The organism is Amycolatopsis halotolerans (genome assembly GCF_042647905.1).
GTDB classification, from domain to species: Bacteria; Actinomycetota; Actinomycetes; order Mycobacteriales; family Pseudonocardiaceae; genus Amycolatopsis; species Amycolatopsis halotolerans.
The window spans coordinates 139,545-166,058 of sequence record NZ_JBHRWI010000051.1 but is presented as its reverse complement, the minus strand read 5'-3'; the positions used below and the strand labels follow the sequence as shown (position 1 = coordinate 166,058).

The window sequence follows — 26,514 nt, the reverse complement described above, 5'->3', positions numbered from 1 at the left end:
GGGCCCACGCACCACCGCCACCTGGTTAAACAACAAGCTCAGGGTTCCCCTCACGGACAAACCTTGGTGACCAAGCCGGATCAGAACTCGAACCCGCCCGGCCGCCCGTTCCGATCGGCCACCAGACCCGCCAACGTCGCCACCGCGATCTCCGCCGGAGTCCGCGAACCGATGTTCAGCCCGACCGGCCGGTGGACCCGCGCGATGTCCGGTTCCGCCACGCCCAGCGCGCGCAACGCTTCGAGATGCGGGCCCGGATGCCGCGGATTGCCCAGCACCCCCACCCACCGCGTCGGCACAGCCAGCGCGGCCTGCAGGACCACCCCGAGCTCCGGCCGGTGGTGGTCCGTCACCACGACGTCCGCGTCCGGCCCCGGGGAAGGCGCGGTCGTGCGGACCTCGACGCCCTCGGGTGCATCGCTGGCCCGCGCCTCATCTGGCTCGAAAAGCACGGCGCGGTAACCCAAATCGGCCGCGTAGCGCAGCAGGTACCGGGCCACCGGCGAGGCGAACACAGCCACCAAAGTCCGTTCGGCGGGCGCCTCTTCGACCTCGCCGTGTGCGACGGCGCAGGCATCGGGTTCGGTCGTCATGCGCCTCAGTCTGCCTCAGAGGTCCGGTTCGGCGAATTCGAAGTACTCCGGCAACGGCGCGGTCCCGGCCAGCTTGAAGTACCGCACCTTCCGGCGGCGCCGCAGCGCCAGCGTGTCCCGCACCGCGTCGTTGTGCACCCGGCGCGCGATGACGACCCGGTGTTCGGCGTCGGTCAGTTCCTCGGCGAGCACCACCGGCAGCCGGGAACGGTCGATCGGGGCCAGGACCAGCGTCAACTCGTTCTCGGCGGCCTCGCGGTCCGGCCGCGCGGCACCCTCCGCCCGCGCGGCTGCGGCGTGCAGGTCGGCACCGTCGTGCAGTACCGCGGCGACCGCTCGCGCTACCACGGCCCGGCGTGCGAGAGCAGCTTCCAAGGCAGCCCAGCCCGCGTCGGTCCGGACGTGCAGGCGGTCGAGCCGGTTCGCGGTCGCGACCAGGAACAGCCCGCCGAGCACCACGATCGCGGCCGCCGCCACGAGCAGCCACACCAGCGCCGTCACGCGAGCTCCCGCTCCCCCGCCGCGACCAGCCGGGGATCCGCCGCGATGGCCGTTTCGTACACCCGCAGCACCTGGGTGACCACGACCGCCCAGTCGTACGCCGTCACCCGTTCGCCCGCTGCGGCCGCGAGCGACGCCCGGCGCGCCGGGTCGCCGAGCAGTTCGCGCAGGCCGTCAGCCAGCGAAGCCGGGTCGCCGGTCGTGGTGAGGAGCCCGGCATGGCCGTCGTCGAGCACGCGGCGGAACGAGTCGAGGCCGCTGGCCAGCACTGGAGTGCCCGCGGCCATCGCCTCGGTCAGGATCATCCCGAAGCTCTCGCCACCCGTGTTCGGCGCGCAATAGACGTCCACGCTGCGCAGCGCCCGCGCCTTCGTCTCGTCGTCGACCTGGCCCAGCAGTTCGATGTGCGGCCACAGCCGCGGCCCGGCCATCCGCCGCAGCTGCTCCGGCTCGCCGCGGCCGACCACGAGCAGCCGCAGGTCCTCGAACTCCGGCAGCAGCCGTCGCGCGGCCTCCAGCAGCACGTCCATGCCCTTGCGCGGTTCGGTGAACCGCCCGACGAACCCGATCGTGCCGCCCGCGCGCGGGTAACCGTCCAGCGGCAGCGCCCGGGAGAAGAACTCGACGTCGACGCCGTTCGGGATCTCGACCGCGTCGCCGCCCGCGTGCTCCACCTGTACCCGCCTGGCCAGCGCGGACACCGCGATCCGCGCGGTGATCTTCTCCAGCAGCGGACGCAGCACCGGCTGGAACGCCGCCAGCGTCCGCGAGCGCGTCGTCGCTGTGTGGAAGGTGGCCACGATCGGCCCGTCCGCGACCTTCAGCGCCAGCAGCGACAGGCTCGGCGCGGCCGGCTCGTGCAGGTGCAGCACGTCGAAGCCGTTGTCCCGGATCCACCGCCGCACCCGGGCGTAGGAGACCGGCCCGAACTGCAGCCGCGCGACCGAGCCGTTGTACGGGATCCCCAGCGCTTTGCCCGCCGGGTGCACGAAATCCGGCAGCTGCGCGTCCTCGTCCGCCGGAGCCAGCACCGACACCCGGTGCCCGCGCTCGAGCAGCGCCCGCGCCAGGTCGATCACGTGCCCCTGGACCCCGCCGGGAACGTCGAACGAATACGGGCACACGATCCCGATCTTCAACCCGCGCGCCACCCGGGTCAGCTCGCTTCTTCCAGCGGCTTGGGCTCCTTTGCCGCGGCGTCGGCGGGCCAGAACGGCTGCAGCATGTGCCAGTCGGCCGGATGCGCGGCGATGTCGCCGGCGAACACGTCGGCCAGCGCCTGGGTCGCGGCGGGCACCTCGGCCCGCTGCGTGACGCGGATGCGCGGGTGGATCCGGATCTCCCAGCCGTCCTCGGTGAACCAGCAGCCGGTCGGCAGCAGCGCGGCGCCGGTGGTGGCGGCGAGCCGCGCCGGGCCGGGCGGCAGGTGCGTCTGCTCGCCGAAGAAGCGCACCGGGATCCCGGACGACGTCAGGTCCCGGTCCCCCAGCAGGACCACCACCTTGTTCTCGCGCAGCCGCCGCAGCAGCAGCCGCATCGCCGCGCTATCGCCGGTCAGCGGCACGATCTCGAAGCCGAGCGATTCCCGGAACGACACGAACCGGCGGTACAGCGATTCGGGCTTGAGCCGCTCCGCGACCGTGGTGAAGGCGCCCGCGTAGCTGGCGAGCCAGACGCCCGCGATGTCCCAGTTCCCGCTGTGCGGCAGCGTCATCACCGCGCCGTTGCCCTCGGCGAGCGCCGCGTCGATGTTCTCCGCGCCGGTCACCGTCACCTGTTTCGCGACCGCCGCGTGGTCCATCGCCGGGAGCCGGAACGTCTCGAACCAGTACCGCGCGTACGACCGCATCGCGCGCCGGACCAGCTCGTCCAGCTCCGCCTCCCCGGCCTGCGGCACCACCCGGGCGAGGTTCGCGCGCAGCTGCCGCACACCCCCGCCGCCGCGCCGGGCGGCCATGTCGGCGCCGAAGGCGAACGTCGCCGACCCGAACGACTCCGGCAGCCGCCGGACGAGCCGCCAGCCCGTCGCGTAGCCGAATTCGCTGAGCCGCTGGGACAGTGTGCTCACGGTTGCGCCCCGCCCGCCGATGAGTCGGCCTGTTTCGCCGCGACCGCCCGCGCCGCGCTCGCCACCGCCGCCGCCCGCTGCAGCAGCGTGATCACCGACAGCACGGCGAGCAGCCACAGCGTGATCTCGACGGTGTAAGGCACGCCCAAGCCGTGCAGCCCGGTGCCGACGAGGGCGATGATGAGCCGCTCCGCGCGTTCCACCAGCCCGCCGTCGGCTTCGAGGCCGGACGCTTCGGCGCGCGCCTTCACGTAGGAAATGACCTGGGCCAGCACGAGACAGATCAGCGCGGCGGCCGCGGCCCGATTGTTGTGGTCCTGCACGAAGCACCACCACGCGATCGCGGCGAACAGCGCGCCGTCGACCAGCCGGTCGCAGGTCGCGTCGAGCACCGCGCCGAAGGGCGTGCCGTACCCGCGGGCGCGGGCCATCGCGCCGTCGAGCAGGTCGAGCATCGCGAAGCCCCACACGGTGAAGGTGCCCCACAGCAGCATCCCCTGCGGGAAGAAGACCAGTGCGCACGCGACAGCGCCCGCGGTGCCGAGCACGGTCATCGCGTTCGGGGTCAGTCCGGCGCGGACCAGGGTGGCGCCGATCGGGTCCGTCACGCGGGAGACCGAGGCACGGGCGAAAATGTTGAGCATCTTCCTCGTCTGTGCACCTGATTCGGGGGCGGGTGGGCGACGAAAGCCTATCGACCCCGCTCACCGGACCGGACGTGCCCGCCCGCGACCCGCCGGAACGTCAGCCGGATTTCGGCAGTTCGACGACCGGCGCGGCGAATTCCGCGGCGTCTTCGGCCTCCCGGACGGCCTGGCACTTGGGCCGCAACCCGGCCAGGATCGCCTCGGAAATCTCGCCGAGCTGACGCACCTGCTCGGCGCTCAACTGGTCGAACAGCGTCTCCCGGACCGCCTCGACATGCCCGGGCGCGGCCTCTTCGAGCGCGGCGAGCCCGGAGTCGGTGAGCACCGCCCACGACCCGCGCTTGTCCGTGGGGCACGACTCGCGCTGGACCCAGCCCTTGGCCTCCAGCCGCGCCACCGCGTGCGACAGCCTGCTGCGCGACGAACCGCGCACCGACGCGAGTTCGCTCATCCGCAGCCGCCGTCCGTCCGCTTCGGACAGCGCGACGAGCACCTCGTAGTACGTGTGCGGCATGCCCGACTCGTGCTGCAGCTGTCCTTCGAGGTGGGCGTGCAGCAGCGAGCTGGCCTGGGCGTAGGAGCGCCAGACCCGCTGCTCGTCGTCGGTCAGCCAGCGTGGTTCGGACATATCGTCATCATACGCTGGTTGAGCACTCAATTACCGCGGCGCGACGGGCCTCACCACGCGCCCGCGAGCAGGTCGCGGGTTTCGCCCAGCAGCTGCGGCAGCACCTTCGTGTGGCCGATCACCGGCATGAAGTTCGCGTCGCCGCCCCAGCGCGGCACCAGGTGCTGGTGCAGGTGCGCGGCGATGCCCGCCCCGGCGATCACGCCCTGGTTCATCCCGATGTTGAACCCGTGCGCCGCCGACACCGCCCGGATCACGCCCATCGCGTGCTGCGTGAACTCGGCCAGCTCGCGCGTCTCCTCAGGCGTGAGGTCGGGGTAGTCCGCGACGTGCCGGTACGGGACCACCATCAGGTGCCCCGGGTTGTACGGGTACAGGTTCAGCACCGCGAACACGGTTTCGCCGCGCGCGACGATCAGCGCGCGCTTGTCGTCGCCGAGCCCGGGCAGGCGGCAGAACGGACAGCCTTCGGGCTCCTCGCCCTCGGGCTTGTCCTGGCCGCGGATGTAGGCCATCCGGTGCGGGGTCCACAGCCGCTGCAGCGCGTCCGGGACCCCGACCCCGTCCTGTTCGACGAGTTCCGGCTCGGTCACTTCAGGATCTTCTCCACGGCCTCGGCCGACGGCGACGCGTTCTCCCGGCGCTCGATCCATTCGGCGATCGCCTCGACCGCCTGGTCCACCGGGACGCCGTTGATCTGGCCGCCGTCGCGGAACCGGAACGACACCGCGCCCGCCTCCGCGTCCTTCGCGCCGGCCAGCAGCAGGAACGGCACCTTCTGCGTGGTGTGCGTGCGGATCTTCTTCTGCATCCGGTCGTCGCTCGCGTCGACCTCGACGCGGATCCCCTTGGCGCGCAACGCCTTCTCCACGCCGCGCAGGTACTCGACCTGGTCGGCGGTGATCGGGATGGCGACCGTCTGCACCGGCGACAGCCACGCCGGGAACGCGCCCGCGTAGTGCTCGGTCAGCACGCCGAAGAACCGCTCGATCGACCCGAACAGCGCGCGGTGGATCATGATCGGCCGCTGGCGGCTGCCGTCGGACGCGGTGTACTCGAGGCCGAAGCGCTTGTTCTGGTTGAAGTCCAGCTGGATGGTCGACATCTGCCAGGTGCGGCCGATCGCGTCCTTCGCCTGCACCGAGATCTTCGGGCCGTAGAAGGCCGCGCCGCCCGGGTCCGGCACCAGTTCGAGGCCGGAGTCGACGGCGGCCTGGCGCAGCGTCTCGGTGGCCTCCTCCCACTCCCAGTCCTCGCCGATGAACTTGTCCGAGTCCCCGCGGGTGGACAGTTCGAGGTAGAAGTCGGACAGGCCGTAGTCGGCCAGCAGGTCCAGCACGAACTTGAGCAGCGACCGCAGCTCGGACGGCATCTGCTCCTTGGTGCAGTAGATGTGCGAGTCGTCCATCGTCAGGCCGCGCACGCGGGTGAGGCCGTGCACGACGCCGGACTTCTCGTAGCGGTAGACGGTGCCGAACTCGAACAGCCGCAACGGCAGTTCGCGGTAGGACCGCCCGCGCGAGCGGAAGATCAGGTTGTGCATCGGGCAGTTCATGGCCTTGAGGTAGTAGTCCTCTTCCTCGAACTGCACCGGCGGGAACATGGTGTCCGCGTAGTACGGCAGGTGCCCGGAGGTGTGGAACAGGTCGCCCTTGGAGATGTGCGGCGTGTTCACGAACTCGTAGCCGGCCTCCTCGTGCCTGCGGCGCGAGTAGTTCTCCAGCTCGCGGCGGATGATGCCGCCCTTGGGGTGGAACACCGGCAGCCCGGAGCCGATCTCCTCGGGGAAGGAGAACAGGTCCAGCTCCGCGCCGAGCTTGCGGTGGTCGCGGCGCTCCGCCTCGGCGATGCGCTCGAGGTGGGCGTCCTGCGCCTCGGCCGATTCCCACGCGGTGCCGTAGATCCGTTGCAGCTGCGGGTTTTTCTCGCTGCCGCGCCAGTACGCGGCGGCCACCCGGGTGAGCTTGAAGGCCGGGATGAACTTGGTGGTGGGCACGTGCGGGCCGCGGCAGAGGTCGCTCCACACGCGTTCCTTGGTGCGCGGGTCGAGGTTGTCGTAGATCGTCAGCTCGCCGCCGCCGACCTCCATCACCTCGGTGGTGTCCACATCGGACTTGATGTCCACCAGCTCGAGCTTGAACGGCTCGTCCTTGAGCTCTTCCTTGGCTTCGTCGACGGAGTCGAAGACGCGGCGCGAGAACTGCTGCGCGCCCTTGACGATCTGCTTCATCCGCTTCTCGAGCTTCTGCAGATCCTCGGGCGTGAACGGCTTTTCGACGGCGAAGTCGTAGTAGAAGCCGTCGCGCACCGGCGGGCCGATGCCGAGCTTGGCGTCCGGGAATTCCTGCTGAACGGCCTGGGCGAGCACGTGCGCGGCGGAGTGCCGGATCACGCTGCGGCCGTCCTCGGTGTTCGCCGCGACCGCTTCGACCAGCGCCTCGGCTTCCGGGCTCCACGCGAGGTCGCGGAGCTTCCCGTCGGCGTCGCGCACGACGACGATCGTGTCCGGGCCCTTGGTGGGCAGCCCGGCTTCGCGCACCGCGGCGCCCGCCGTAGTGCCCGCCGGCACCACCACGCGCGGGGCGGGTACGGCGGCTACTGACGACGGCTGGGACACGATCGGGCTCCTTCGGGAGAAGTGACTGAAACGGCTTCCGCTGATGCTAGTCGGCGGCGACGAACCCGATTCGACCGCCGTCAGCCAACACTGCCCGCGGACGCCGGAAGGCCGCCCCGGGCGTGCGGGGCGGCCTTCCGGCGGCGAAAGAAGGGTCAGAGCGTGTCGACGACCTGGTCGAAGTCGAGCCGCGGCAGGCGGTCGTACCACGGGCTCTCGCCCGGCTTGCCGACGTTCACCACGACGAGCGAACGCCAGTTGTTGCCGGAGAAGAACTCCTTGTCCACGCCCGCGGCGTCGAAGCCGGTCATCGGCCCCGCGGCCAGTCCGGCGGCGCGCACGCCGATGATGAAGTAGCCGACCTGCAGCAGCGAGTTCAGCTTGGAGAACTCGACGCGGCCGGACTCCTCGGCGAACATGTCCTTCACGCCGGGGTTGTGCGGGAAGGTCTGCGGGATGTTCTCGTGGAAGTCGACGTCCGCGGCCAGGATCACGGTCAGCGGCGCGGCTTCGGTCTTGGCGCGGTTGCCCTCGGCCATGTGCGGCAGGAGGCGCTGCTTCGCCTCGTCGCTGCGGATCACCAGCGCGCGCAGCGGCTGGGTGTTCATCGAGGTCGGGGCCCACTTGACGAGGTCGTAGATCGCGCGGACCTGCTCGTCGGTCACCGGCTCGGTGCTGAAGTTGTTGGCCGTGCGCGCTTCGCGGAACAGCAGGTCCTGCACCTCGGCGGGCACCTGCAGCTGCTCGGACTCTGCGAAAGTAGTCATCGGTTCGGCGTTCCTTCCCGTGCTGTCGCCTACGCACGGCACCAACATGGTTGAACGCTTGACTATTTCTCGTCCGGCGCGGTTGTGACTCAGCGCACGGGCGACGGCCGCCGGTCCGCGCGGGACCGACGGCCGCCGTCAGCGGAATTCTCGCAGGTCAGTAGGCGCCCTGCCCGGCCAGCACGGCGCGGAAGGTCTTCCAGAGGATCACCAGGTCGAGAGCCAGCGACCAGTCCTCGACGTAGCGCAGGTCGAGCCGGATGCTCTCGTCCCACGACAGATCGCTGCGCCCGCTCACCTGCCACAGCCCGGTCAGCCCCGGCTTCACCAGCAGCCTGCGGCGCGCGGCCGGGGCGTACGTCGCCGTCTCCTCCGGCAGCGGCGGCCGCGGCCCGACCAGTGACATCCGTCCCGCGACGACGTTGAACAACTGCGGCAATTCGTCGAGCGAATACCGGCGCAGCAACCCGCCGACCTTCGTGACCCGCGGGTCCTTCTTCATCTTGAACAGCGGCCCCGCACCCTCGTTCGCCGTCTCCAGGTCGTGCCGGATCAGGTGCGCGTTCACGACCATGGTGCGGAATTTGAGCATCGTGAAGGCTTCGCCGTCCTTGCCGATGCGCCGCTGCCGGTAGATCACCGGACCCCGGTCGCCCGCCTTCACCGCTACCGCGATCGCCAGCAGCAGCGGCGAAAACAGCGCGAGCAGCAACGCCGCGCCGCAGCGGTCGACGACCTCTTTGACGAAACGGCGCCCGCCGGTGAACGCGGGCGCGGTGACCCGCAGCAGCGGCATGCCCAGCACTCCGCTGACGTTCAGCCGCGGCCCGGCGACCTCCATCAGCATCGGCGCGACGACCATTTCCGACGACGTGCCCTCGAGATCCCAGGCAAGCCGCTGCAGACGCTCCGGATTCCAGTACTGATCGGCCGTGATGGCGACTACCCGGTACCCGCCGCGGCGCACGTGCCGGGAAAGCTCTTCGAGCCGCCCGACGACCGGAACGCCCTCGATCTCGCCGTGCCCGGTGGACGTGCAGACCGCCTCGACCCGCCACCCGACGTGCGCTTCGGTCCGGGTCCGCCTGATGAGGTCGGCGACGGTTTCCGCGTCGCCCGCCGCCATCACCGGCAGCAGGCACAGCCCGCGCCGCCGTCTCCGGTGCAGGATCTGCCGGAGCACATAGCGCTGGGGAAACAACACCAATGCGACGGCCGGGACGACGAAAAACACCCAAGGCTGCACTTCGAGCGCACCGAACAACAATCCGCCGAACGCGACCAGCACGGCCGCAGTAATCAGCGCCCGGCCCAGCGTCCGGTACTCCTCGGGGCCCTCCCCCAGCACCCGCGCGCTCCAGGCCCGGCTGACCGGAAGGGCGCACAGGATCGCGAAAGCGGTGCCGAACGCGTGCATATCGTGCGGAGCGACGCGGTCGATGATGAACGCGCTGATCGCGATCACCACGCAGGCCGCGACGAGATCCGACGCGATCACGGTCCGGCGGTACCGTTTCTCCCATTCCGCGGCGTGCGTTTTCGGCGGATCTCCTTCCGCCGGACAGACCGTCGCCGGGTCAAGCCGGTCGTCGGCGGCACGGCCGGGCGGCGGGGCCGCCACGTCGACCGGCGGTGCGGGGACCGCCCTGAGGTCGACTCTCGGCAGCGCCATGCCGTCCGCGGGCCAAGGCCGCACCGGTTCTTCCATCAGTCCTCCCGCGCTACGCAAGCTCCCCGGACCTGATCGCCACCAGCACACTGAGTCAGGACCGTCAATCACAATCAGTGATCATGAGACGGTTCGGCCCACTGTCGCCGAAGGTGTGACACTCGCCAAGGTATCGGGTGGTCAGCGAGCGGTGTTACAGAGATTTCCCAGCCACGGCCTGCGAGTCTTCCCCGTCAAGAAGCACCGGGAAGATAACGGGAATGTCACGATGGGTCACGCTGACTCGGCAACCGAAACTACTCGCAGTAGTCAAGTTTCCCACTACCTACACCGAACGGCCCAGCAGGCCCGCAGCCGATTCAGCTCCCCCGCGCGGGTCACCGGCCGCGGGCCAACCCGCTCCAACCGCCGTTCGGGCACAAGCTCTGCGCCGACTCGCCGATTTCCTTTGCCCGCAATGCAATCCGCTCCGAAATGCGCAGGACGTCCGGTCTTCGACCATTCGGGTGGTCTGAACCATTCTCCGCGCGCTCTCCGCCGCGCCGGGAACCCTCCCCGCACATTTCTCCCGGATTAGCCCGGCACCCGCCTTCGCGGCGGGGCCAGGTCCACACTGGACACTCGAAAAGCGCAGGTCTTCGCTCATGCCGTCGGCGGTGCCGCGGCCGTCGCGTTGAGCGCGGTCACCACGGCTTGCTCCTCGAAGTCGAAGTGCGCCTCCAGTTCACCGGCGAGCCGCTCCAGTTCGGTCCGCAGCCGCACCGGGTCGGATTCGCCCGGGACGAAGCCGTCGACCAGCTCCCGGATCAAGTCCCGCAGCCGCGCCACCACGTGATGCTGCTCGGCGAGCTGCGCGATGGCCGGGGCGAGCGCCGGGAACCGCGCCGCCAGCGAGGGGAACACCACCGAGTCCTCGCCGACGTGATGGCGGCGCAGCGCGGTGCAGAAGCTGAGACAGTGCGTGCGCATCTCCTGAGCCAAGTCCGGTTTCGGCCGGACAATCGCGGTCGCACGGCCGTTGACCAAGCCGTCCGCCTGCTCGCGCAGCGTCCGCAACTCGCTGCGAAACCATTGGTGCACTTCGACGAGCCAATCCCCCATTCCTTTGACGCGCTCGTCGATCCGATGCAATACGACCACCGGAATCTCACGGGTCGTCTTCGCCTGATAATCGCCGTAGCCCGGAGCTTCGGCGACCACTTGCGCGAAAAGCTTCTCGTACGCGGCTCCCCGCGGAATGGCCGCCATCGCCTGATACGTTTCGCTCCCGGTCTCGACGGTCACCCTCGGATTCCGCCGAATGTTGTGGTACCAGGCGGGATTGCGGTCCGCCCCGTTCGCCGAGGCGACGACCACGCCGTTGCCGTCGATCCGCAGGTAGCCGAGCAGCACCTCCCGGTCCAGGCCGCTCCTCGCGCCGGTCGTCGTCAGCACCGCCAGCGACCATCCCTCGAACATGCCGCTCAGCGCACCGCGGTTCGCGCGGAACTCGGCAATGAGCCAGCGGTGAAAATCGTTGCTCACACAATTCCTTTCGGCTGTTTCCGGAAAGGAGGCATCGAGCACAGGACAGGACGCGAAAAGACCCCGCAGGCACAAGCATGGCGCAGTGATCCGGCTGACGGATCCGCGGAACTGCGAGAGACGGAGAGCCCGATCTCTGTGCTGGCTGGTTAGCCGCTACCTCCATGCGTAGGCCCATACGGGGCGCATGGCTAAGTTAGCACAGCCGCGGATCTTCGCGCGGCTGAATCCTTTCGCCGGGCCGATCGCTCTTATGGACGTGCGGCCACAAGGCCGACGCGTCGAAGGAGGTTCGATGACCGCAGTCATTGTCGCGGTAGTGGTCGTGGCGGTTCTGGTGTGCAGCTGCGTGGTGTTCCTGCGAGCGCGCGGCAGGTCGAAGCGTGGCTGAGCCGTGGCCCGCCGACCAGCTCGTCCTGGCGGCGCAACGCGGCGACGAGGCGTCGATCGCCGTACTGGTGTCCGGCGCGTACCCGCACGTGCGGCGGTTCGCGTTCTCGCTGTGCGCGAGCAGCCAGGACGCCGAGGACGCGGCGCAGGAGGCGATGATCGTCCTGTTCCGCAAGATCGGAACCCTGCGCGCGACGGCCGCGCTCGCGTCGTGGATGTTCCGCATCGTCCGCAACGAGTGCCTGAGCCGGGCGCGGGCCCTGGTGCAACGCGACGAACCGATCCCGGACACCGCGGGCCCGTCCGCCGAGGACGACGTGCTGAGCAGGCTGGAGGTCGAACGCCTGTCCGCCGCCATCGCGTCGCTGCCCGACGACCAGCGCGGGGTGCTGATCATGCGCGACATCCAAGGCCTGCCGGGAAAGACCGTCGCCAAGTCGCTGGGCTTGAGCACCGCCGCGATGAAGTCGCGGCTGCACCGCGCCCGCGCCGCCGTCCGCGCTTGCCTGGATCTCCCGGAGGAAGCCCGATGAGCACGTCGTACGCCAGCAAGTCCCTGCCGGTCCACCTCGCGCGCGGGTTCGTCGGATTCGGCCTGGTCGCCGCGTCGATCGCCTTGGCCCCGGTCGTCGGCTGGATCAGCCTGCTGGCGCTGCCGCTGGGCGTGCTGGCCCTGCGCGGATGCCCGACGTGCTGGGCGATCGGGCTGGCGCAGACCCTGTCGCGTGGGCGTTGGGAACGGACCTGCGAGGACGGGGTGTGCCGGTTGGAACCGGCGCGGGGACGCTGATCCGACCGGCCGAACGCCGCCCGGGACGCGCTCCCCGGGAATGCCGAAGGCCTGCCGACAACGATCGTCGGCAGGCCTTCGGATGGTGGTGGTGGGCGATACTGGGATCGAACCAGTGACCTCTTCGGTGTGAACGAAGCGCTCTCCCGCTGAGCTAATCGCCCGCTCGCGGTGCGAACTCAGCCTACCCCACGACTTTCGGGGGCCTGCAAACGGGTGGTTTGATCCGACTACAGCGCGTCTGCCTGCGAATACCGTCCGAACAACCCCGAGCTAACCAAGGCCTTGCGCGGGCGGGGGCGCGTGCGGCCGTCCGCGACATCCGTGCGACGGTGCTATCGCACAGCGGCCGAACCGCGCAAGATGTACCGGTGGCTCCCCACCGGGCGCCCGCTGAAGGCTGCGCGGCACGGACGGCGACGGACCGGACGGACCTCGGGGCAGACGGTCTCGAACGGGTGATCTCGAGCGCACTCGCGACGGATCCGGGCTCCTGGTGCGTCTCACCGTTGTCCTCGGTCGTCCAGGCCGGGAAGGGAGACGAAGGGTAGGACGATGCGCAACGATCACGTGACGCTCCGCTCGACGGCGGTCTTCGACCTGCTGGCGCCGCGGACCCCGGCGGTTCCGGTGAAGGTGGAGCTGCGCTACGACACCCGCGACCCCTATGCCGTCGTCGCCGCCTTCCGCACCGGGCGGGCCGGCTGGGTCGAATGGGTCTACGCGCGCGACCTGCTGGCCGACGGCCTGCTCGCCGACGCCGGCGACGGGGACGTCCGCATCCGGCCCTCGGTGGAGGACCCGGAATCGGTCCTGATCGAGCTGAACTCGCCGTCCGGGCACGCCATGTTCGAGGCGTCCGCGCAGGAGCTGGCCGATTTCCTGGACCGCACGTACGACGTCGTGCTGCCGGGCAACGAACACCTGTGGGTCGACGTCGACGACGCGCTCACCCACCTGATCCCGAACGATCTGGCCTGATCACCGCCCCGCGATCAGGCCAACAACCCCCCGGTGCCACGCCGGCCGCCGGGGTCGGATATGGTTCTTTCACACCACGGCGACGGGGTGCGGGCTTCCCGCCCGCGACTTCGGAGCCACGGTAGTGCGGACGTAGCGCAGCTGGTAGCGCATCACCTTGCCAAGGTGAGGGTCGCGGGTTCGAATCCCGTCGTCCGCTCGGAGGGCTCAAGCCCCATGCGGTGGAGTGGCCGAGAGGCGAGGCAACGGCCTGCAAAGCCGTGTACACGGGTTCGAATCCCGTCTCCACCTCGCGCGATTAGCTCAGCGGGAGAGCGCTTCCCTGACACGGAAGAGGTCACTGGTTCAATCCCAGTATCGCGCACCAGCGTTGTCCGGAAGCCCTGCTTCTCTTCGGAGAGGCAGGGCTTTCGTCGTTCCCGGGCACCCGCTCAGGACGGGAACAGCGCCGATCCCAGCGGGCGGTGTTCGTCGAAGCCCGGGAGGATCAGGAAGGTTCCGCTCGCCGTGGTGGTCGTGAACGGCAGCAGCGCGTCCGCGGCTTCCATGCTCGCCAGGGTCGCGGTGAACGTGTGCAGGTCGTTCTGGAAGCTCACGAAGAGGAGGCCCGGGGCCGGCGTGTCCATGCTGTAGCTGCGGCGCAGCATGAGCCCGGCCCCGACGACGTTCGCGTGGGCGCGGCGGATGTGGGCGTCGGCGGGGACGAGGTAGCGGCCGTCCGGGGTTTTCGCGCCCAGGTCCGGACCGTCCCCTGTGGAGCCGCCGGACAGAGGGATTCCGGTGTCTCTTCGGCGGCCGAAGACGGATTCCTGTGCGGCTACCGGCAATGCGGCGAAGCGGGTCACGTCCAGCGCCATCCGCCGGACGACGGCGATCGTGCCGCCCGCGACCGGAGGCGGGCCCGGGAGCCATAGGTCCCGTTGCTGCTCGGCGGGAGTGTGCGGGCCGACGATGCCGTCGACGAAGCCCAGGACGTTCCTCGGCGCGGTCAGTCCGGCTGAGACCGGGACGTGCGGTCCGCGTGCGCCGGATTGCCGCCAGCGTTCGCGTACGCCGGGCTTCGCGAGGAGCGCTGCTGCGGCGACGGGCGGGACCAGTGGGTCGCTGGCGCAGATCTGGAGCAGCAGGTCTCCGCCGCGGTCGGACGGTGCGATCGTCTCGTGCGCGGCGGGTGGGAGGTCTTTCGCGCCGGGCAGTTGTGGATCGCGGGTCTGGACCAGTCTCGGACCGACGCCGACTGTCACGGTCAGGTCGCCCGGGGGCAGGCCCAGGAGGCGGGCGTCCGTTCCAGCGGTCAAAGCCATGATGCTGCGGCCTAATTCGGCGAGAATTGGCCCTGGCGCAACGGAAACATCTGCGGTGACGACCAGCAGATGCGATTGCGGCTGTTGCGGCGTGGTGATCCCGGCTTGGTGCATGCCGGTGGGCGGGATCGGGCCGGGCCGGGTCTCGGCGGAGTCGGGTGCGGAGGCGGCGTGGCAGCCAGCGGCGAGCCCGGCGGTCACCGCGGCCCCGAGAAAAGCGCGGCGGGAAGGGCGGCGCTCAGCGGAATTCACGACGGGCAGCGTGACAGATTCCGGTGCGCCAGGCGAATTCGGCTCGGCAAAACGGGTGTCTCGTCAGGCGGTGGGATGCGAAGCGGCTCCGACAAAGCGGCCGGGTTATCTCCTGCCGGATGCACGCGTCACAACGGCCCCCACGCCCGGCTAGGTGGAGCGCCGCCAAACTCACGACCCGCGACGACGGCCCTGCTCTCCTGGTTCGCTGCACCGGTCTGCAAAGGCCGCGGCGTCCACGTGCGAATCCAGCGGGACAGCGCCAAAGCGTGCCGCTCCCCTGCGGCCTGCCGACCGCGGCACGCACCAACCAAGCGCACGACCGCCAACCCGGCCAACAATCACCCCAACGGAATCCGGCTCTCGTGCCAGACTGGGCGGATGCGTTTTCCCGCCATGGTGGCGATCCTGGGGCTTTCCGCCGCGCTGGTCAGCGGTTGTGGTTCTTCCTCCGCCGAGGGTCATCGGCCGGACGGGGCGGGGGTGACCATTCGCGTCCCCGCTGACGCGCCGACTATCTCCGCCGCCGTTTCCCTGGCGCAGTCCGGGGATCTCGTGCTTGTCGCGCCTGGGGAATACCACGAAACGGTGAAAATCACGACGCCGAAGGTCACGCTGCGCGGCGAAGTGCGGGAGCGGGTGGTCGTCGACGGGCAGCTGAAGCGGGACAACGGCGTCGTCGTGTCCGCGCCGGGCGTCGCGGTGGAGAACCTGACCGTCCGGAATCACACGCAGAACGGCGTCCTCGTCACGGGTTCGGTCAAGGCCGCCGACGGGCTGCCGGGGCACGGGGGCGGTTACGACACCGGTGACGAGCCGATCCGGTTCCTCAGCTCGTTCCTGGTCTCGCACGTCACCGCCACCCGCAACGGTCTCTACGGAATCTATGCGTTTTCCGCACAGAACGGGGTGATCGAGCAGTCGTACACGTCCGGCGGCGCCGATTCCGGAATCTATGTCGGCCAATGCAAACCGTGCCGGACGGTCGTGCGGGACAACGTCGCGGAGCTCAACGCGGTCGGGTACGAGGGCACGAACGCCAGCGGCGAGATGTACGTCGTCGGCAACCGGTTCAGCGGGAACCGGGTCGGGCTGACCACCAACTCCGACCACCAGGAGAAGCTGTTGCCCCAGCAGGATTCCGTGGTCGCCGGGAACCTGGTCGCGGCCAACGGTCAGGCGGCGACGCCCGAGCAGGCCGACGGCGGCTGGGGCATCGGGATCGGCATCGACGGCGGCAGCGGCAACCAGGTGCTGCGCAACCGGATCGCCGGGAACGCGAACGCCGGGCTTGTGCTCACCGCGACCCAGGACGTGCCGCCGAAGGGCAACCGGATCGTCGGCGACGTCTTCGCGGCGAATGGCCTCGACGTCGGCTGGACGTTCCCCGGTCCGACGAAGGGCAGCGGAAACTGCGTTGATTCCGGGGCGCTGCACACGATTCCGGAGGGATTGGCGGTGAATGCCGCTTGCCCCACAACAGCGGACTCCCCTGCTGGTGCCTGGACCAGGGCGAAACCGCCTGCGGGCATTCCGTTCACGGAGGTCGCGGCACCGCCGCCGCAGCCGCAATTCCCGGATGCGCGCACGGCCGGTCCCACGGTTGTCCCTGCGGTGCCGGGGTTTCCGGACGTCGCGAAAATCCAGGTGCCCGGTGCGTCGTTGCTGGCGGACCGGGCTTCAGCGGCTGCCGCCTAGGGACACCGATCGCAGTGCCGCGATTCCCGCACGCTGACGCCCATCGGCCACGCGGTCGCTCACCACCGCATCCCCGCCGACGGACCGGGCCTCAAGAGCCGCATCCTAAGGAAACGTCAGTTGCCAGCCGGAACCGCAATGAATTCGTGCGTATCGAAATCAATGACAACCGGATTCGTCTCGCCCGGAACCGAAGCCCGCATCCGATACATGACGCCGTCCCCGTCGAGCCAGTACCGGACGGATTCCGCGCTGCCGGGCCGTTCCCGGGAATCCGGACCCGTGAAGACGTCGACCGCGTGCCCGTTCACCCGATCGGACCCTACCCATTCGGCACCGTTCTGCGGGAGCAATTGCGCGTTGTCCGGCCGGTCGCTGCCGAGGCCGAGCAGAATGGCCAAGGACCGGTCCAGCGGACCCGCTGCCGGATTGAGCGGGCGGCCGAACCAGCCGTCGGCGGGCGGGTTCGCCGGGGGCAGGCCGGGGACCGCGGACAGCGGGCGGAGTTCGACGCGGGTGGCGGTCCACCGGATCAGACCATTGCCGGAGTCGTTGCGCCCCTTGCCTTTCAGCACTCCGTAACCGGTCTTGGCGCGGTAATCGGCCGAACCGGTGATCACGAGTTCGCCCGCCGCGCCGGGGACACTGATCGTCACCGCGCGGCCTTGTTTCTGGTAATTGCGGAATCGCGCGATCGCGAGCCGGCTCGCCTCGTCCGCGGTGACCGCGCGCGGGCCGGAACCGGGCGAACTGGCGGCGACATACGAGAATATTCCTGCGCCCAGCACGACTGTCACCGCGAGAGCGACGACGATCCAGCGGCGCGCGATCCGTTTGGCAAGCACAGCGAGTGACCGTAGCAGGGATTTCGATTCACCCGGTCCGTTTATCCCGGTGCCGTACCCGGAAAGGTCGTTTTCTGCTTCACTGTTACAGCTTTGCGGCACGCCGCGCGAATATTCCGCGCAGAGAACGGAGATCCCGCAGTCATGAACAGAGGTGGCAGAAGAACCCGTGGCAGATACCGGCTGACCCGATTAGCCGCCGCTGTCCTGGTGCTGGGCGGCAGCGCGATGACGGTCACCGCCGGCAGCGCCGAGGCCGCGGAAGACGGCACATTGACCGTCCAAGTGCTCCGCGATTTCTTCGGCACCGGCATTATCAACGCCACCATGGACACCCCGCAGCCGGGCATGTCTGTGCTGGTCACCGACCCCGCCGGGCATCAGGTGCGCGGCCGCACGGACGCGGCGGGCAAGGTCGTCGTGGACCCGGCCGCGCCGCTCGCCGGCGGCCGGTATCGCGTCGACGTCTCCGTTCCGGATCCGTATCGCGCGTATTTGCAGGCCGCGCCCGCGTCCACGGAGAAAAACCACTTCGACAGTTTCACGACGTTCGTGGATCTGCGCGAGGCCAAGGACGTTTCGGTGATCACCGGCGTCTGGAACCCGGCCGACCACACCCTCCCCGACGCCCGCTATTACGTGCCGGTGCAAAACCCGGCGGTGAACAGCGACGGCAGCGCACCCGATCCGAACACCCGCGCGCTGGTCGCGTTCGACCGTAATCTCCGCGGCACCTGCCCCGCCGACTCGGCCTGCCCGACCGTGCTGAACACCCAGGCGCAAGTCGGCACCACGTGGGGATTAGCGTACGACAAATACCGCGACCGCATTTTCCAGTCGGCGTTCGCGAAACGCTTCACCACCTACGGTCCCGAAGGCGGCGGCGCGATTTACACGACGCCGCTCGGCGGCGGCGCGCCCAAGCTGTTCGCGAAGGTCCCGGCCGCGGAAATCACCGCCCACGGCGCGGTCGACATGCGCAAGGACGAGCATTTCGTCGACGTCCCCGGCAAGGAAAGCCTCGGCGGGATCGCGCTCACCGAGGACGGCAAGAAGCTGTACGCGATAAGCCTCGTGACCCGGAACCTGCTCAGTTTCGACGCGACCGGAGACACCGCGAAGATCGAAAAGCAGACGCCGATCCCGATGCCGGAATGCGCGAGCCCGGACGATTGGCGGCCGTTCGCGGTCGCGGCGCACGATGCGAAATTGTACGTCGGCGGCGTCTGCTCGGCGGAAAGCACGAAGCGGCGCGAGGACCTGAAAGCCGTGGTCTACACCTACGACGGCACGAAGTTCACGCCCGTGGTCGAGCACCGTCTCGACTATCTCCGCGGCAACGTCATCGCGGGCTTCCAGGACGAGGACATGGACCACTGGAACCCGTGGGACACCTCGTTCGCCTCGTGGGACAAGTTCATCAAGCACGGGCCCGGGATCAACCCGCAGCCGGAACTGGCGAGCCTGGCGTTCACCCGCGACGGCTCGATGATCCTCGGCTTCCGCGACCGGTTCATGGACGTCTTCGGCTCCGGCATCGACCCGCGGCCGGGCCGCACCGGGGTCGCGACCGGCATGTCCGGCGGCGACATCACCATGGCGTGCGCGGCGCCCGGCGGCGGATACGACTGGGAGGGCACCGGGGTCTGCCCGAACCACGGCACGTACGCGACCAACGGCCACGAGCCGGCGGGCACGGTCGAATACTTCCACGGCGACTTCTACGACCCCAACCGCTCCGGCAACGGCCTGCACCAGGAGGCCGCGCAGGGTTCGGTCGCCTACATCCCGCAGCAGCAATGGGTGATCAGCACCGAACTCGACCCGGCGCAGGCGGTCAGTTCGGACGGCGTCGGCTACTACGACGTCGGCACCGGCATCGGGCCGGGGCAGGACAATCCGAAGCACGGGTACGCGTTCGTGGGCCCGGCCAACAGCTTCGGCAAGGCGGGCGGGCTCGGCGACATCGCCTACCAGGCGGCGAACGCGCCGATCCAGATCGGCAACCTCGTCTGGTTCGACGGCGACCACAACGGCATCCAGGACCCGAACCGCACCGACGAGGTCCCGCTCGCCAAGGCGACGGTGAATCTGCTCGACGTCGACGGCAAGAAGGTCGCCACCACGCAGACCGACAAGGCGGGCGAGTACTACTTCGGCGGCGTCGGCGCGGAGTACCAGCTGAAGCCCGGCGAGAAGTACACCGTGCAGTTCGACGTCTGCACCGCGGCCACGGACAACGTGCCCGGGACGCCGCCGGCGACCGACTTGCGGTTCACGCTCCCGACCGCCGGCCCGGACCGGGCGCACGACTCGAACGTCGTGCCGCCCAAGACCGGACGGCTCTGCAACGGCTACGCGCCGGTGACCGCTCCCGCCCAGGCGGGCGGGGTCGACCACACCATCGACGCCGGGGTCTACCTGCCCGCGCCGCCCGGTCCGCCCACGTCGTCGGCTCCCCCGGCGACGAGCCCGAACCCGGCGGTTCCCCCGGTGGCCCATCCGCCTGCTTCGGGCGCGACGGACACGGATTCCCTTGCCTCGACCGGGATCCCGCTGCTTCCGATGCTGCTGATCCTCGGCGGAGCCCTTCTTGCCGGAGGCACCGGCTTCCTGGTGGCGAGCCGGAGAAGGCGGTTCAGGCGGCAGTGATCGCCACGGTGGCCGAGGTCCGCGACGCGCGGGCCTCGGCCACCGTTATCGCGCCAGCCAGTCCGCGAGGTCTGCCACCACCGCTGGGTCGACGTGCTGCGGTCGCTGGTAACTGTCCGGTGTGGACGGTCCGGTGCCGGGGAAGAACTCGTGGTCGTCCGCTGGATAGACGCGAATGTCCACCGCCGGTCCAGCCAGTCCGTTCTGCCATCGGGACAGGTCGTCCTCGACGGTGACCTGATAATCCCGGCCGCCCTGCATCAGAAACATCGGCACCGCCAGCGACGCGGCGGTCGCGACCGGGTCGTACTCGCGCAGCTCCAGCCAGTACGACCCGGGATAGCCGAACAGCAACCCGACCCCCGGCGCGGACGGCGACAACGCCGGATCGGCGACCGCCGCGGCCTGCCGGGTGATCGGTTCGACGAGCGCCGCGACCTTGGCGTCCAGCGCAGCCAGATGCCGGACCACTCGGACAGCGGCTTCCTGCATCGGCTCGGCATCAGCCGCCAGGAGAACCAGCCCCGCGATCGACGGCTCGGCGATCGCCACCAGCGGCGCAATCTTCCCGCCCATGCTGTGCCCGGCCACGAACACGCGCGCGGCGTCGACACTGTCCTGCGCTTGCAGAAGCCGGACGGCCGCGACAGCATGCGGCACGTATTCCGCGGACATCGTGAACCCGGGCGCGCTGGCCAGCTCGGGATGGGCGTGCGTCACCTTGTCGAAGCGCAGCACCGCCACGCCCCGGGAAGCCAAGCCCCACGCGAGATCCTTGAGCGGCTTGTTCGGCCCGGCCGTCTCGTCGCGGTCGAAAATCCCGCCGCCGCTGAGCAGGACCACGCCCGGCCACGGCCCCTCCCCTCGCGGCACGGTCAGCGTTCCGGGCACCGAATGGGGTTCCGCGGAAAGAACGACGTCCTGTTCGACGAACGCCGCTCCATCCGCATAGGACGGTTTGGTCCATCCCACGGCGGCAGCAAGCCGAAGCCCCGCAACGGTTCCCGCCGCGTCGACCGACATCACCACGAGAAACCCGCCCCGCGCGCACATGACCGGCACCTGCACCCGGGTCAGCCCAGGACCCGCTGGCTCAGCAACCGGTTCTCCCAGCGCGGCCACCGGACCGTGCTCACCGGTTTGTGCAGTCCACGCGGCTTCCAGCGCCGCGCCGGACACCGCCGCCCGCAACTCCGCCGAGAACCGCGTCGCGATCTCGCCGAACCGCCCGTCTCGCGCCTGCTCGACGACAGCCGTCGCCACCTCGCTCGGATTCATCCCGACCCCCATCGTTCTCACGTTATGCGAATGGTAGCACTGTGTGAGACCATTCGGGGGTGGACGTGTTGACTCTCCTGGGACATCCGGTACGACTGCGGATCGTGCACGCGCTGCGCGGCGACCGGACGCTCACCACCGCACAACTGGGCGCACTGCTCCCGGACGTCTCGAAGGCGACGGTCTACCGGCACGTCGACCTCCTCGCCGACGGCGGGATCCTCGAGGTGGCCGACGAGCAACGCGTGCGCGGCGCGGTCGAGCGCACCTACCGGCTGCGCAAGGAAAACGCGTCGATCGACCAGGACGCGATCGCGCAACTGACCCCGGACGACCACCGTCGCGGATTCGCCGCCGCGACTGCCGCGCTGGTCGCCGAGTTCGACGCCTACCTCAGCCGGGACCAGGCGAATCCGGTGGAGGATCTCGTCGGCTACCGGCAGCACGCCGTCTGGCTGGACCGCGACGAACTGCTCGCGATGATCGACGGCATGCGGAAAGCCATCGCGCCCATGCTCGCCAACGGGCCCGCGCCGGGGCGCACACGCTACCTGCTCAGCCCGATCCTCTTCCCCAGCGAAGACTGAAACCTCCGCCCAGCACGAGGCCCCTGCCAGGAACTCAAGCAGTGCGACCGTGTCTTGAGATCCGTGAAGGACTCCTTGAGGGAATCTGATTCCCCCAAGGAGTCCTTCACGGACCGCTGCCCGGCTTCCGCTCCCGGGTCCGGGGCTCAGGGCGACCTGCGCTCAACCGGACCGAGCCAGCCGAGCTGCGGAAACACGACGGAAGCGCGTCCGCCTCACAGCCGCGCGAGGCCGGACGGGGGTTTCCGCGGCAAAAGAGATCAGGCCAGCGCGCGCAGCCGCGGCAGCACGTCCTCGGCGAACTGCGACAGGTACCGCTCCTGGTCGTGGCCGGGGCCGTGGAAGACCAGGTGGTTCAGGCCCGCGTCGAGGTACGGCTTGATCTGCGCGACCGCCTCGTCCGGGTCGGAGGCGACGATCCACCGCTTCGCGACCTGCTCGATCGGCAGCTCGTCGGCCAGCCGCTCCATCTCCTCCGCCGACGACACCGTGTGCTTCTGCTCCGCGCTCAGCGACAACGGGGCCCAGAACCGGGTGTTGGCCAGCGCCTTCTCCGGGTCCCGGTCGTAAGACATCTTGATCTCGATCATCCGGTCCACGCCGGACGCGTCGCGCTCACCCGCCGCCGCGCCCTCGGCCATCGCCGGCATCAGCTTGTCGGTGTAGAGCTCCATGCCCTTGCCGGACGTGCAGATCATGCCGTCGCCCGCGCGGCCCGCGTACTTCGCCACCACCGGGCCGCCCGCCGCGATGTACACCGGCACCGGACGCTCCGGCCGGTCGTAGATCTTCGCGTTGACCAGCTGGTAGTAGTCGCCCTCGAAGTCGACGCTGTCCTTGCTCCACAGCTCGCGCATGAGTCGCACCGACTCGCGCAGCCGCGCGAACCGTTCCTTGAACTCCGGCCATTCCCGGCCCGACACCGCGATCTCGTTCAGCGCCTCGCCGGTGCCCGCGCCCAGGATCACGCGATCGCCCGACAGCAGCGCCATCGTCGCGAACGCCTGCGCGATCACCGCCGGGTTGTACCGGAACGTCGGCGTCAGCACGCTGGTCCCGATCAGCACGCGGCTGGTCCGCTCCGCCACCGCGGGCATCCACGCCAGCGCCCACGGCGCGTGCCCGCCCTCGTGGCGCCACGGCAGGAAATGGTCCGACACCCACACCGAGTCCAGCCCCAGCTCCTCGGCCCGCACCGCGAACTCCACCAGCTCGCGAGGCCCGAACTGTTCCGCCGACGCCTTGTACCCGACCTTCAGCTCCACGATCGCCCTTCCCCGTCCGCATGAACCACGCAGGATTCCGTGGCACCGTCAACCGTACCCGGATGGGCCTTGCGCAGACGGGTGTGCTGTCGATCACTCGCCGGGCTAGTTCGTCGCGTTCATCAAGGCGAGCGCCGCGGCCTGGCAGCCCGGTCCTTTCTCCGCGGTGGAGGACCACGAACGCGAGTACTGGTCGAAGTCGTTGCGGGAGTGCGCGTAGGCGGAATCCGCTTGCCTGGCCAGGAAATCCCGGTACGGCGCGTCGGGTGTCGCGGCGTCCAGTTCGGACAGACCGCGGACGAGCCCGGCCTTGAAGTACGACCCGTCGTCGCCGCAGCTGCTGCCCTCGCCGGGGTCGTGGACGATGCCGTCGGAGCCGGTGAAAAACGACCCGGTGCGCGTTGTCGAGTCGGCGACCGAACGGGCGGTGCCGATCAGGCCCTGGTCGCCGGTGACCTTGGCCAATGCGGTGAGGCCGGAGACGAATACGCCCTGGTTGTAGGTGTAGCGCTGGCCGACGGCGGCGCAACTGGCGCCGTCGATGCCGTCCACGACGAGGCCGTCGGAGCCGATGAGTCCCTTGCCGCGGAACCAATCCCAGCCTTGCCGCGCCCGCGTCCGGTAGGTCGCGTCGCCGGTGCGGTCCGCGATGGTGGCGTTGACCTGGATGTACAGGCTGTTGGAGATGGACGCCTTGTACGTCAGGCCTTCTTTCCACCGGATGCCGCCGCCGCAGTCGCCGGTCCAGAAGGTCTGCATGTGGTCGGCGTCGGCCTTGGCGGTGGCGAGGTAGCGCTGCTCGCCGGTGCGGTCGTAGGCGTCGAGCCACGCCATCGCCCACCAGCCGGTGTCGTCGGAGAACTCGTTGCGGAACTGCCCGCGGCCGGCGTTGACGTTCTTGTCGTACGTCGTGGCCATCGCGTAGTCGTAGCTGGCCATCCGGCTGACCGACGCGTTGCGGATCACCGCGGCCAGCGACACGGCGCTCCCCCAGCCGCCGCCGTTGCGGAAGTAGCCGGTGCCGTTGTCGTAGAGCGCCATCAACGCGGTCGCCGCCGCCTGCGAGCGGTTCGCCGCGTTCCAGCGGGTGCGCGCCCAAGGCGTGCAAGCGATCCGGCCGGTGTCGACCGCGCTGCCGCACGCGCGCAGGGCGCCGACGCCGCGAGTGTTCCAGTCGTCGTTGTTGTACATCTGGGTGCGCCAGCCGCCGACTCCCGACGGCGCGGTGGTCCGGCCCAGCTGTGCGCCGCCGTCCCAGGTAGCGCCGCCGTCGAAGGACCGGTCGAGCCACACCTGGTCGCCCGGGCGCGAGTGGTCGACGACCGCCCAGCCCATCGGGTCGCCGTCGGCGAAGTGCAACTGGAGGACGCGGTCGTCGAGCGGCGCGGTGACCGCGATCCGGTCGCCGGACGCCTGGTCGGCGGCACGGTCGTCGCAGTATTTGTTGCACACCACGATATTCGCCGCCGGCTGTGGCTCCGGTGTTTTCGCCTGGACCGGCACCAGCGCCGACATCGTTGTCAAGACCGCCGTGAGCATGACCCGCACCGCTGCCTCCTCGGATCCCCGCCCTGTCCCCAGAACGAAGATCCCCGCGAGGCGCGGTGCGGGTCAACGAATGACAAAGACTTGGCGCGCGAATAGGCCGGATGCCTTGCGCGCTGGGCTATTCCGCGCTCACGCCCTCGAGATCCCCGGCCTCCACGACCTGGCGGACCTCGACCTCGACCTCATCGAACAGGTCCGCGTACTGTCGCGCGTACTCGACCGCCTGGGCCAGGTCCGCGGCGTTGACCAGGGCGAACCCGCCGATGACCTCCTTGGTCTCGGTGAACGGCCCGTCCGTCGCGGTCGGGTTCGCGCCGCGCGGCTTGCGGACGATCGAGCCCCTCTCCGACGGGTGCACGCCCTCGGCGGCGATCAGAATGCCGCGTTCGGTCCAGTCCTGGATGAACGCGCCGATTTTCTCCATGAACTCGGGGCTCGGGTTCCAGGCCTCGGGGGCGCTCTCGTCAAGCCGGTGCATCAGCAGGAAACGCATTGCCCGCTCCTCGGGGTCGGTGGCCGGTTCCGTCCGGCCGTCGCATCCTCGTCGAACGGGCCGGCGCGACATCGACACCTCGCCGAGTTTTCGTTCAGCAGCGATGCGACGGCGACCTTCGGGGCCGGGCGACCCAGGCCGCGACGCCCGCGGCGAGGGTCACGGAGGTCACCGCGACGCCGGCGATCGGGCTGTTCATCAGCACGAGGCCGGTGAGGAACGCGGTCCCGGCGAGGAGGAGCAACGCCATCCGGAGCGTGGACGCCCAGGTGACGACGAAGTCCGCCGCACGGGTGGCCCAGGGATCGCGGGTGTCGGGCTTGCGGTGGCGGCCGTGCTTGCGGCGGGCGAGAACCCGGTGCGCGGAGGCGAGCATCTCGTCCCGCGTGGCGATCCGGCGGGGCGGACGGGAGAAGGGATCCCAGTCGACCACTACGCGGACGCGGCTCGGGTGGTCGGGATCGGGGTGCTGGGGGTCTGCGGGGCGGGGCGGTTCGGGTGCGTTGATCGCGGCCGAATCGGGCTTGACCGCATCACTCGCGGCTCCATCGCCCAGCCGAGCCAACTCCGCTGCGCCGCTCGCAGCCGAGTCGGGCTTGGCCACATTGCTCGCTGCCGCAGCGCCTCGCTGTGTCCCCTCGGCAGGCTGGGCCGCCTTCTCCCGCTTCGCCGCACCGCGCGTTCTCGGAGCAGGCTCCGGTTCGCACTCGCGGCCCAACTGCCGCGGCTGAGGCGCCCGGACCAGCACTGCGCTTTCCCCCGGCTCGGGCGGCGTGCCGGTCTGACGCGGCTGCCCGGTTCGGAGCGGCTGGTCGGCGAGGCAGGGAACCACCGTCATGAGGTCGTCATCCCTTTCTCTTCCGGCCGGCGGACCGGTTCCGACGGCTGTCCGGATCCCGGCCGTTCGTGCGGCGCGCGCCCCGGATGGGCTCATCCTGGCGAAGACGGTGCGTCACCGACCAGTTCTACTGGCAGTGTCGCGGTGAACGGTCCCTCAGCGTCGCCCAACGGTTCGAGTGAAGGTTTTCGCTACTCTTCGCTGTCACCGATTCGACACCCGGCGGCCACTCCCTCGACGGCTTGTCCAGACCTCGTGACACGTCCGCGAACAGCGGAGAACCGACCCTGACACGGGAATATGCACGTTCATCCGCACATTCGCCAGGTGGAGAAACTCGACGGCACCGGACATGACCACCGGGCAGTGATACACAGAGTGTCACGGCGAGTCGGTTTATTGAGCAGTCAACCGTCACCCACATGAGTGACACGGAGAGTGATCATCGAGCGTAGGCAACAATCCGCGAACTGGCCCGGATGGAGGCATCCGCCGGAGGCGAGGACCACGGACGGGTGCATTCGGGCCGAGTGCGCGCACCCTTGCCGTCCGATGAGGACTCCGGCTACCGTTCATAAG

Annotated in this window: 24 protein-coding genes and 4 tRNA genes; 9 read left to right on the top strand and 19 right to left on the bottom strand. The window is 69.7% G+C overall.

Going from position 1 to position 26,514, the window contains the following annotated elements:
• Positions 1-80: 80 nt before the first annotated feature.
• From ACFORO_RS35895 to ACFORO_RS35845, 11 genes are all read right to left on the bottom strand, one after another.
• A complete protein-coding gene (locus ACFORO_RS35895; RefSeq protein WP_377869836.1) occupies positions 81-593 on the bottom strand; it encodes an XdhC family protein in 513 nt (170 codons plus the stop codon).
• Between the two features lie 15 nt (positions 594-608).
• Positions 609-1,094 carry an NUDIX hydrolase gene (locus tag ACFORO_RS35890; RefSeq protein ID WP_377869835.1) on the bottom strand — a complete coding sequence of 162 codons (486 nt, stop codon included), beginning with the start codon at positions 1,092-1,094 and terminating at the stop codon, positions 609-611.
• On the bottom strand, positions 1,091-2,233 hold the full coding sequence (locus tag ACFORO_RS35885) for a glycosyltransferase family 4 protein (protein WP_377869841.1): 1,143 nt from the start codon (positions 2,231-2,233) through the stop codon (positions 1,091-1,093). Before ACFORO_RS35885 ends, ACFORO_RS35890 begins: the two co-directional genes overlap by 4 nt.
• A 17-nt stretch (positions 2,234-2,250) precedes the next feature.
• Complete coding sequence (locus ACFORO_RS35880) at positions 2,251-3,162, bottom strand: phosphatidylinositol mannoside acyltransferase (RefSeq protein WP_377869834.1); 912 nt, start codon at positions 3,160-3,162, stop codon at positions 2,251-2,253.
• The gene (gene pgsA / locus ACFORO_RS35875) at positions 3,159-3,806 is read right to left on the bottom strand and encodes a phosphatidylinositol phosphate synthase (RefSeq protein ID WP_344277063.1); all 648 of its coding nucleotides are present in this window, start codon (positions 3,804-3,806) and stop codon (positions 3,159-3,161) included. The genes ACFORO_RS35880 and pgsA overlap by 4 nt, the downstream gene beginning before the upstream one ends.
• Before the next feature lie 100 nt (positions 3,807-3,906).
• Positions 3,907-4,437 (bottom strand): MarR family winged helix-turn-helix transcriptional regulator, encoded by a 531-nt coding sequence (locus tag ACFORO_RS35870; protein ID WP_377869833.1) that lies wholly within the window; start codon positions 4,435-4,437, stop codon positions 3,907-3,909.
• Positions 4,438-4,487: 50 nt separating this feature from the next.
• Positions 4,488-5,030: an HIT family protein gene (locus ACFORO_RS35865; protein ID WP_377869832.1), complete on the bottom strand. Its 543-nt coding sequence runs from the start codon at positions 5,028-5,030 to the stop codon at positions 4,488-4,490.
• Positions 5,027-7,054: a threonine--tRNA ligase gene (gene thrS, locus ACFORO_RS35860; protein WP_354745142.1), complete on the bottom strand. Its 2,028-nt coding sequence runs from the start codon at positions 7,052-7,054 to the stop codon at positions 5,027-5,029. Before thrS ends, ACFORO_RS35865 begins: the two co-directional genes overlap by 4 nt.
• Before the next feature lie 155 nt (positions 7,055-7,209).
• The gene (locus ACFORO_RS35855) at positions 7,210-7,821 is read right to left on the bottom strand and encodes a malonic semialdehyde reductase (RefSeq protein ID WP_377869831.1); all 612 of its coding nucleotides are present in this window, start codon (positions 7,819-7,821) and stop codon (positions 7,210-7,212) included.
• A gap of 157 nt (positions 7,822-7,978) precedes the next feature.
• Positions 7,979-9,529, bottom strand: a complete 1,551-nt coding sequence (locus ACFORO_RS35850; RefSeq protein WP_377869830.1) for a sugar transferase — start codon at positions 9,527-9,529, stop codon at positions 7,979-7,981.
• A 603-nt stretch (positions 9,530-10,132) separates the two neighbouring features.
• Positions 10,133-11,014 carry a nitroreductase/quinone reductase family protein gene (locus tag ACFORO_RS35845; protein ID WP_377869829.1) on the bottom strand — a complete coding sequence of 294 codons (882 nt, stop codon included), beginning with the start codon at positions 11,012-11,014 and terminating at the stop codon, positions 10,133-10,135.
• A gap of 383 nt (positions 11,015-11,397) precedes the next feature.
• Here ACFORO_RS35845 and ACFORO_RS35840 point away from each other — a divergent pair, with 383 nt between their 5' ends.
• Positions 11,398-11,937, top strand: coding sequence for an RNA polymerase sigma factor (locus ACFORO_RS35840; protein ID WP_377869828.1), 540 nt, complete (start codon positions 11,398-11,400; stop codon positions 11,935-11,937).
• Positions 11,934-12,194, top strand: coding sequence for a hypothetical protein (locus tag ACFORO_RS35835; RefSeq protein WP_377869826.1), 261 nt, complete (start codon positions 11,934-11,936; stop codon positions 12,192-12,194). Before ACFORO_RS35840 ends, ACFORO_RS35835 begins: the two co-directional genes overlap by 4 nt.
• Positions 12,195-12,283: 89 nt before the next feature.
• Here ACFORO_RS35835 and ACFORO_RS35830 read toward each other — a convergent pair.
• A tRNA-Val gene (locus ACFORO_RS35830) sits at positions 12,284-12,358 on the bottom strand.
• A 391-nt stretch (positions 12,359-12,749) separates the two neighbouring features.
• Between ACFORO_RS35830 and ACFORO_RS35825 the strand changes: the two genes are divergently transcribed.
• From ACFORO_RS35825 to ACFORO_RS35810, 4 genes are all read left to right on the top strand, one after another.
• Positions 12,750-13,175 carry an SsgA family sporulation/cell division regulator gene (locus ACFORO_RS35825; protein WP_005159130.1) on the top strand — a complete coding sequence of 142 codons (426 nt, stop codon included), beginning with the start codon at positions 12,750-12,752 and terminating at the stop codon, positions 13,173-13,175.
• Positions 13,176-13,301: 126 nt separating this feature from the next.
• Positions 13,302-13,374, top strand: a tRNA-Gly gene (locus ACFORO_RS35820).
• 21 nt (positions 13,375-13,395) lie between these two features.
• A tRNA-Cys gene (locus tag ACFORO_RS35815) sits at positions 13,396-13,466 on the top strand.
• 1 nt (position 13,467) lies between these two features.
• Positions 13,468-13,542, top strand: a tRNA-Val gene (locus ACFORO_RS35810).
• Between the two features lie 64 nt (positions 13,543-13,606).
• On the opposite strand, the gene ACFORO_RS35805 is transcribed toward ACFORO_RS35810, so the two are convergent.
• Complete coding sequence (locus ACFORO_RS35805) at positions 13,607-14,731, bottom strand: Dyp-type peroxidase (protein WP_377869825.1); 1,125 nt, start codon at positions 14,729-14,731, stop codon at positions 13,607-13,609.
• Between the two features lie 381 nt (positions 14,732-15,112).
• Here ACFORO_RS35805 and ACFORO_RS35800 point away from each other — a divergent pair, with 381 nt between their 5' ends.
• Positions 15,113-16,429 (top strand): right-handed parallel beta-helix repeat-containing protein, encoded by a 1,317-nt coding sequence (locus ACFORO_RS35800; RefSeq protein ID WP_377869824.1) that lies wholly within the window; start codon positions 15,113-15,115, stop codon positions 16,427-16,429.
• Positions 16,430-16,545: 116 nt separating this feature from the next.
• Here the strand turns inward: ACFORO_RS35800 and ACFORO_RS35795 are convergent, their stop codons facing one another.
• On the bottom strand, positions 16,546-17,274 hold the full coding sequence (locus tag ACFORO_RS35795) for a hypothetical protein (protein ID WP_377869823.1): 729 nt from the start codon (positions 17,272-17,274) through the stop codon (positions 16,546-16,548).
• Positions 17,275-17,418: 144 nt separating this feature from the next.
• On the opposite strand from ACFORO_RS35795, the gene ACFORO_RS35790 reads away from it, so the two are divergent.
• Positions 17,419-19,926, top strand: a complete 2,508-nt coding sequence (locus ACFORO_RS35790; RefSeq protein WP_377869822.1) for an SdrD B-like domain-containing protein — start codon at positions 17,419-17,421, stop codon at positions 19,924-19,926.
• Between the two features lie 45 nt (positions 19,927-19,971).
• Here ACFORO_RS35790 and ACFORO_RS35785 read toward each other — a convergent pair whose 3' ends face one another.
• Entirely contained in the window at positions 19,972-21,216 is a 1,245-nt protein-coding gene (locus ACFORO_RS35785; RefSeq protein WP_377869821.1) for an alpha/beta hydrolase, read from the bottom strand.
• Between the two features lie 47 nt (positions 21,217-21,263).
• Here ACFORO_RS35785 and ACFORO_RS35780 point away from each other — a divergent pair, with 47 nt between their 5' ends.
• A complete protein-coding gene (locus tag ACFORO_RS35780; protein WP_377869820.1) occupies positions 21,264-21,791 on the top strand; it encodes a helix-turn-helix domain-containing protein in 528 nt (175 codons plus the stop codon).
• A gap of 260 nt (positions 21,792-22,051) precedes the next feature.
• Here the strand turns inward: ACFORO_RS35780 and fgd are convergent, their stop codons facing one another.
• The 4 genes from fgd to ACFORO_RS35760 all read right to left on the bottom strand — a co-directional run bounded on the left by fgd (position 22,052) and on the right by ACFORO_RS35760 (position 25,935).
• Entirely contained in the window at positions 22,052-23,056 is a 1,005-nt protein-coding gene (fgd, locus tag ACFORO_RS35775) for a glucose-6-phosphate dehydrogenase (coenzyme-F420) (protein ID WP_354749249.1), read from the bottom strand.
• 105 nt (positions 23,057-23,161) lie between these two features.
• On the bottom strand, positions 23,162-24,595 hold the full coding sequence (locus ACFORO_RS35770; RefSeq protein ID WP_377869840.1) for a glycoside hydrolase family 76 protein: 1,434 nt from the start codon (positions 24,593-24,595) through the stop codon (positions 23,162-23,164).
• A 127-nt stretch (positions 24,596-24,722) separates the two neighbouring features.
• On the bottom strand, positions 24,723-25,097 hold the full coding sequence (locus ACFORO_RS35765; RefSeq protein ID WP_377869819.1) for a YciI family protein: 375 nt from the start codon (positions 25,095-25,097) through the stop codon (positions 24,723-24,725).
• A gap of 94 nt (positions 25,098-25,191) precedes the next feature.
• Positions 25,192-25,935 (bottom strand): hypothetical protein, encoded by a 744-nt coding sequence (locus ACFORO_RS35760; protein ID WP_377896715.1) that lies wholly within the window; start codon positions 25,933-25,935, stop codon positions 25,192-25,194.
• Between the last annotated feature and the right edge of the window lie 579 nt (positions 25,936-26,514).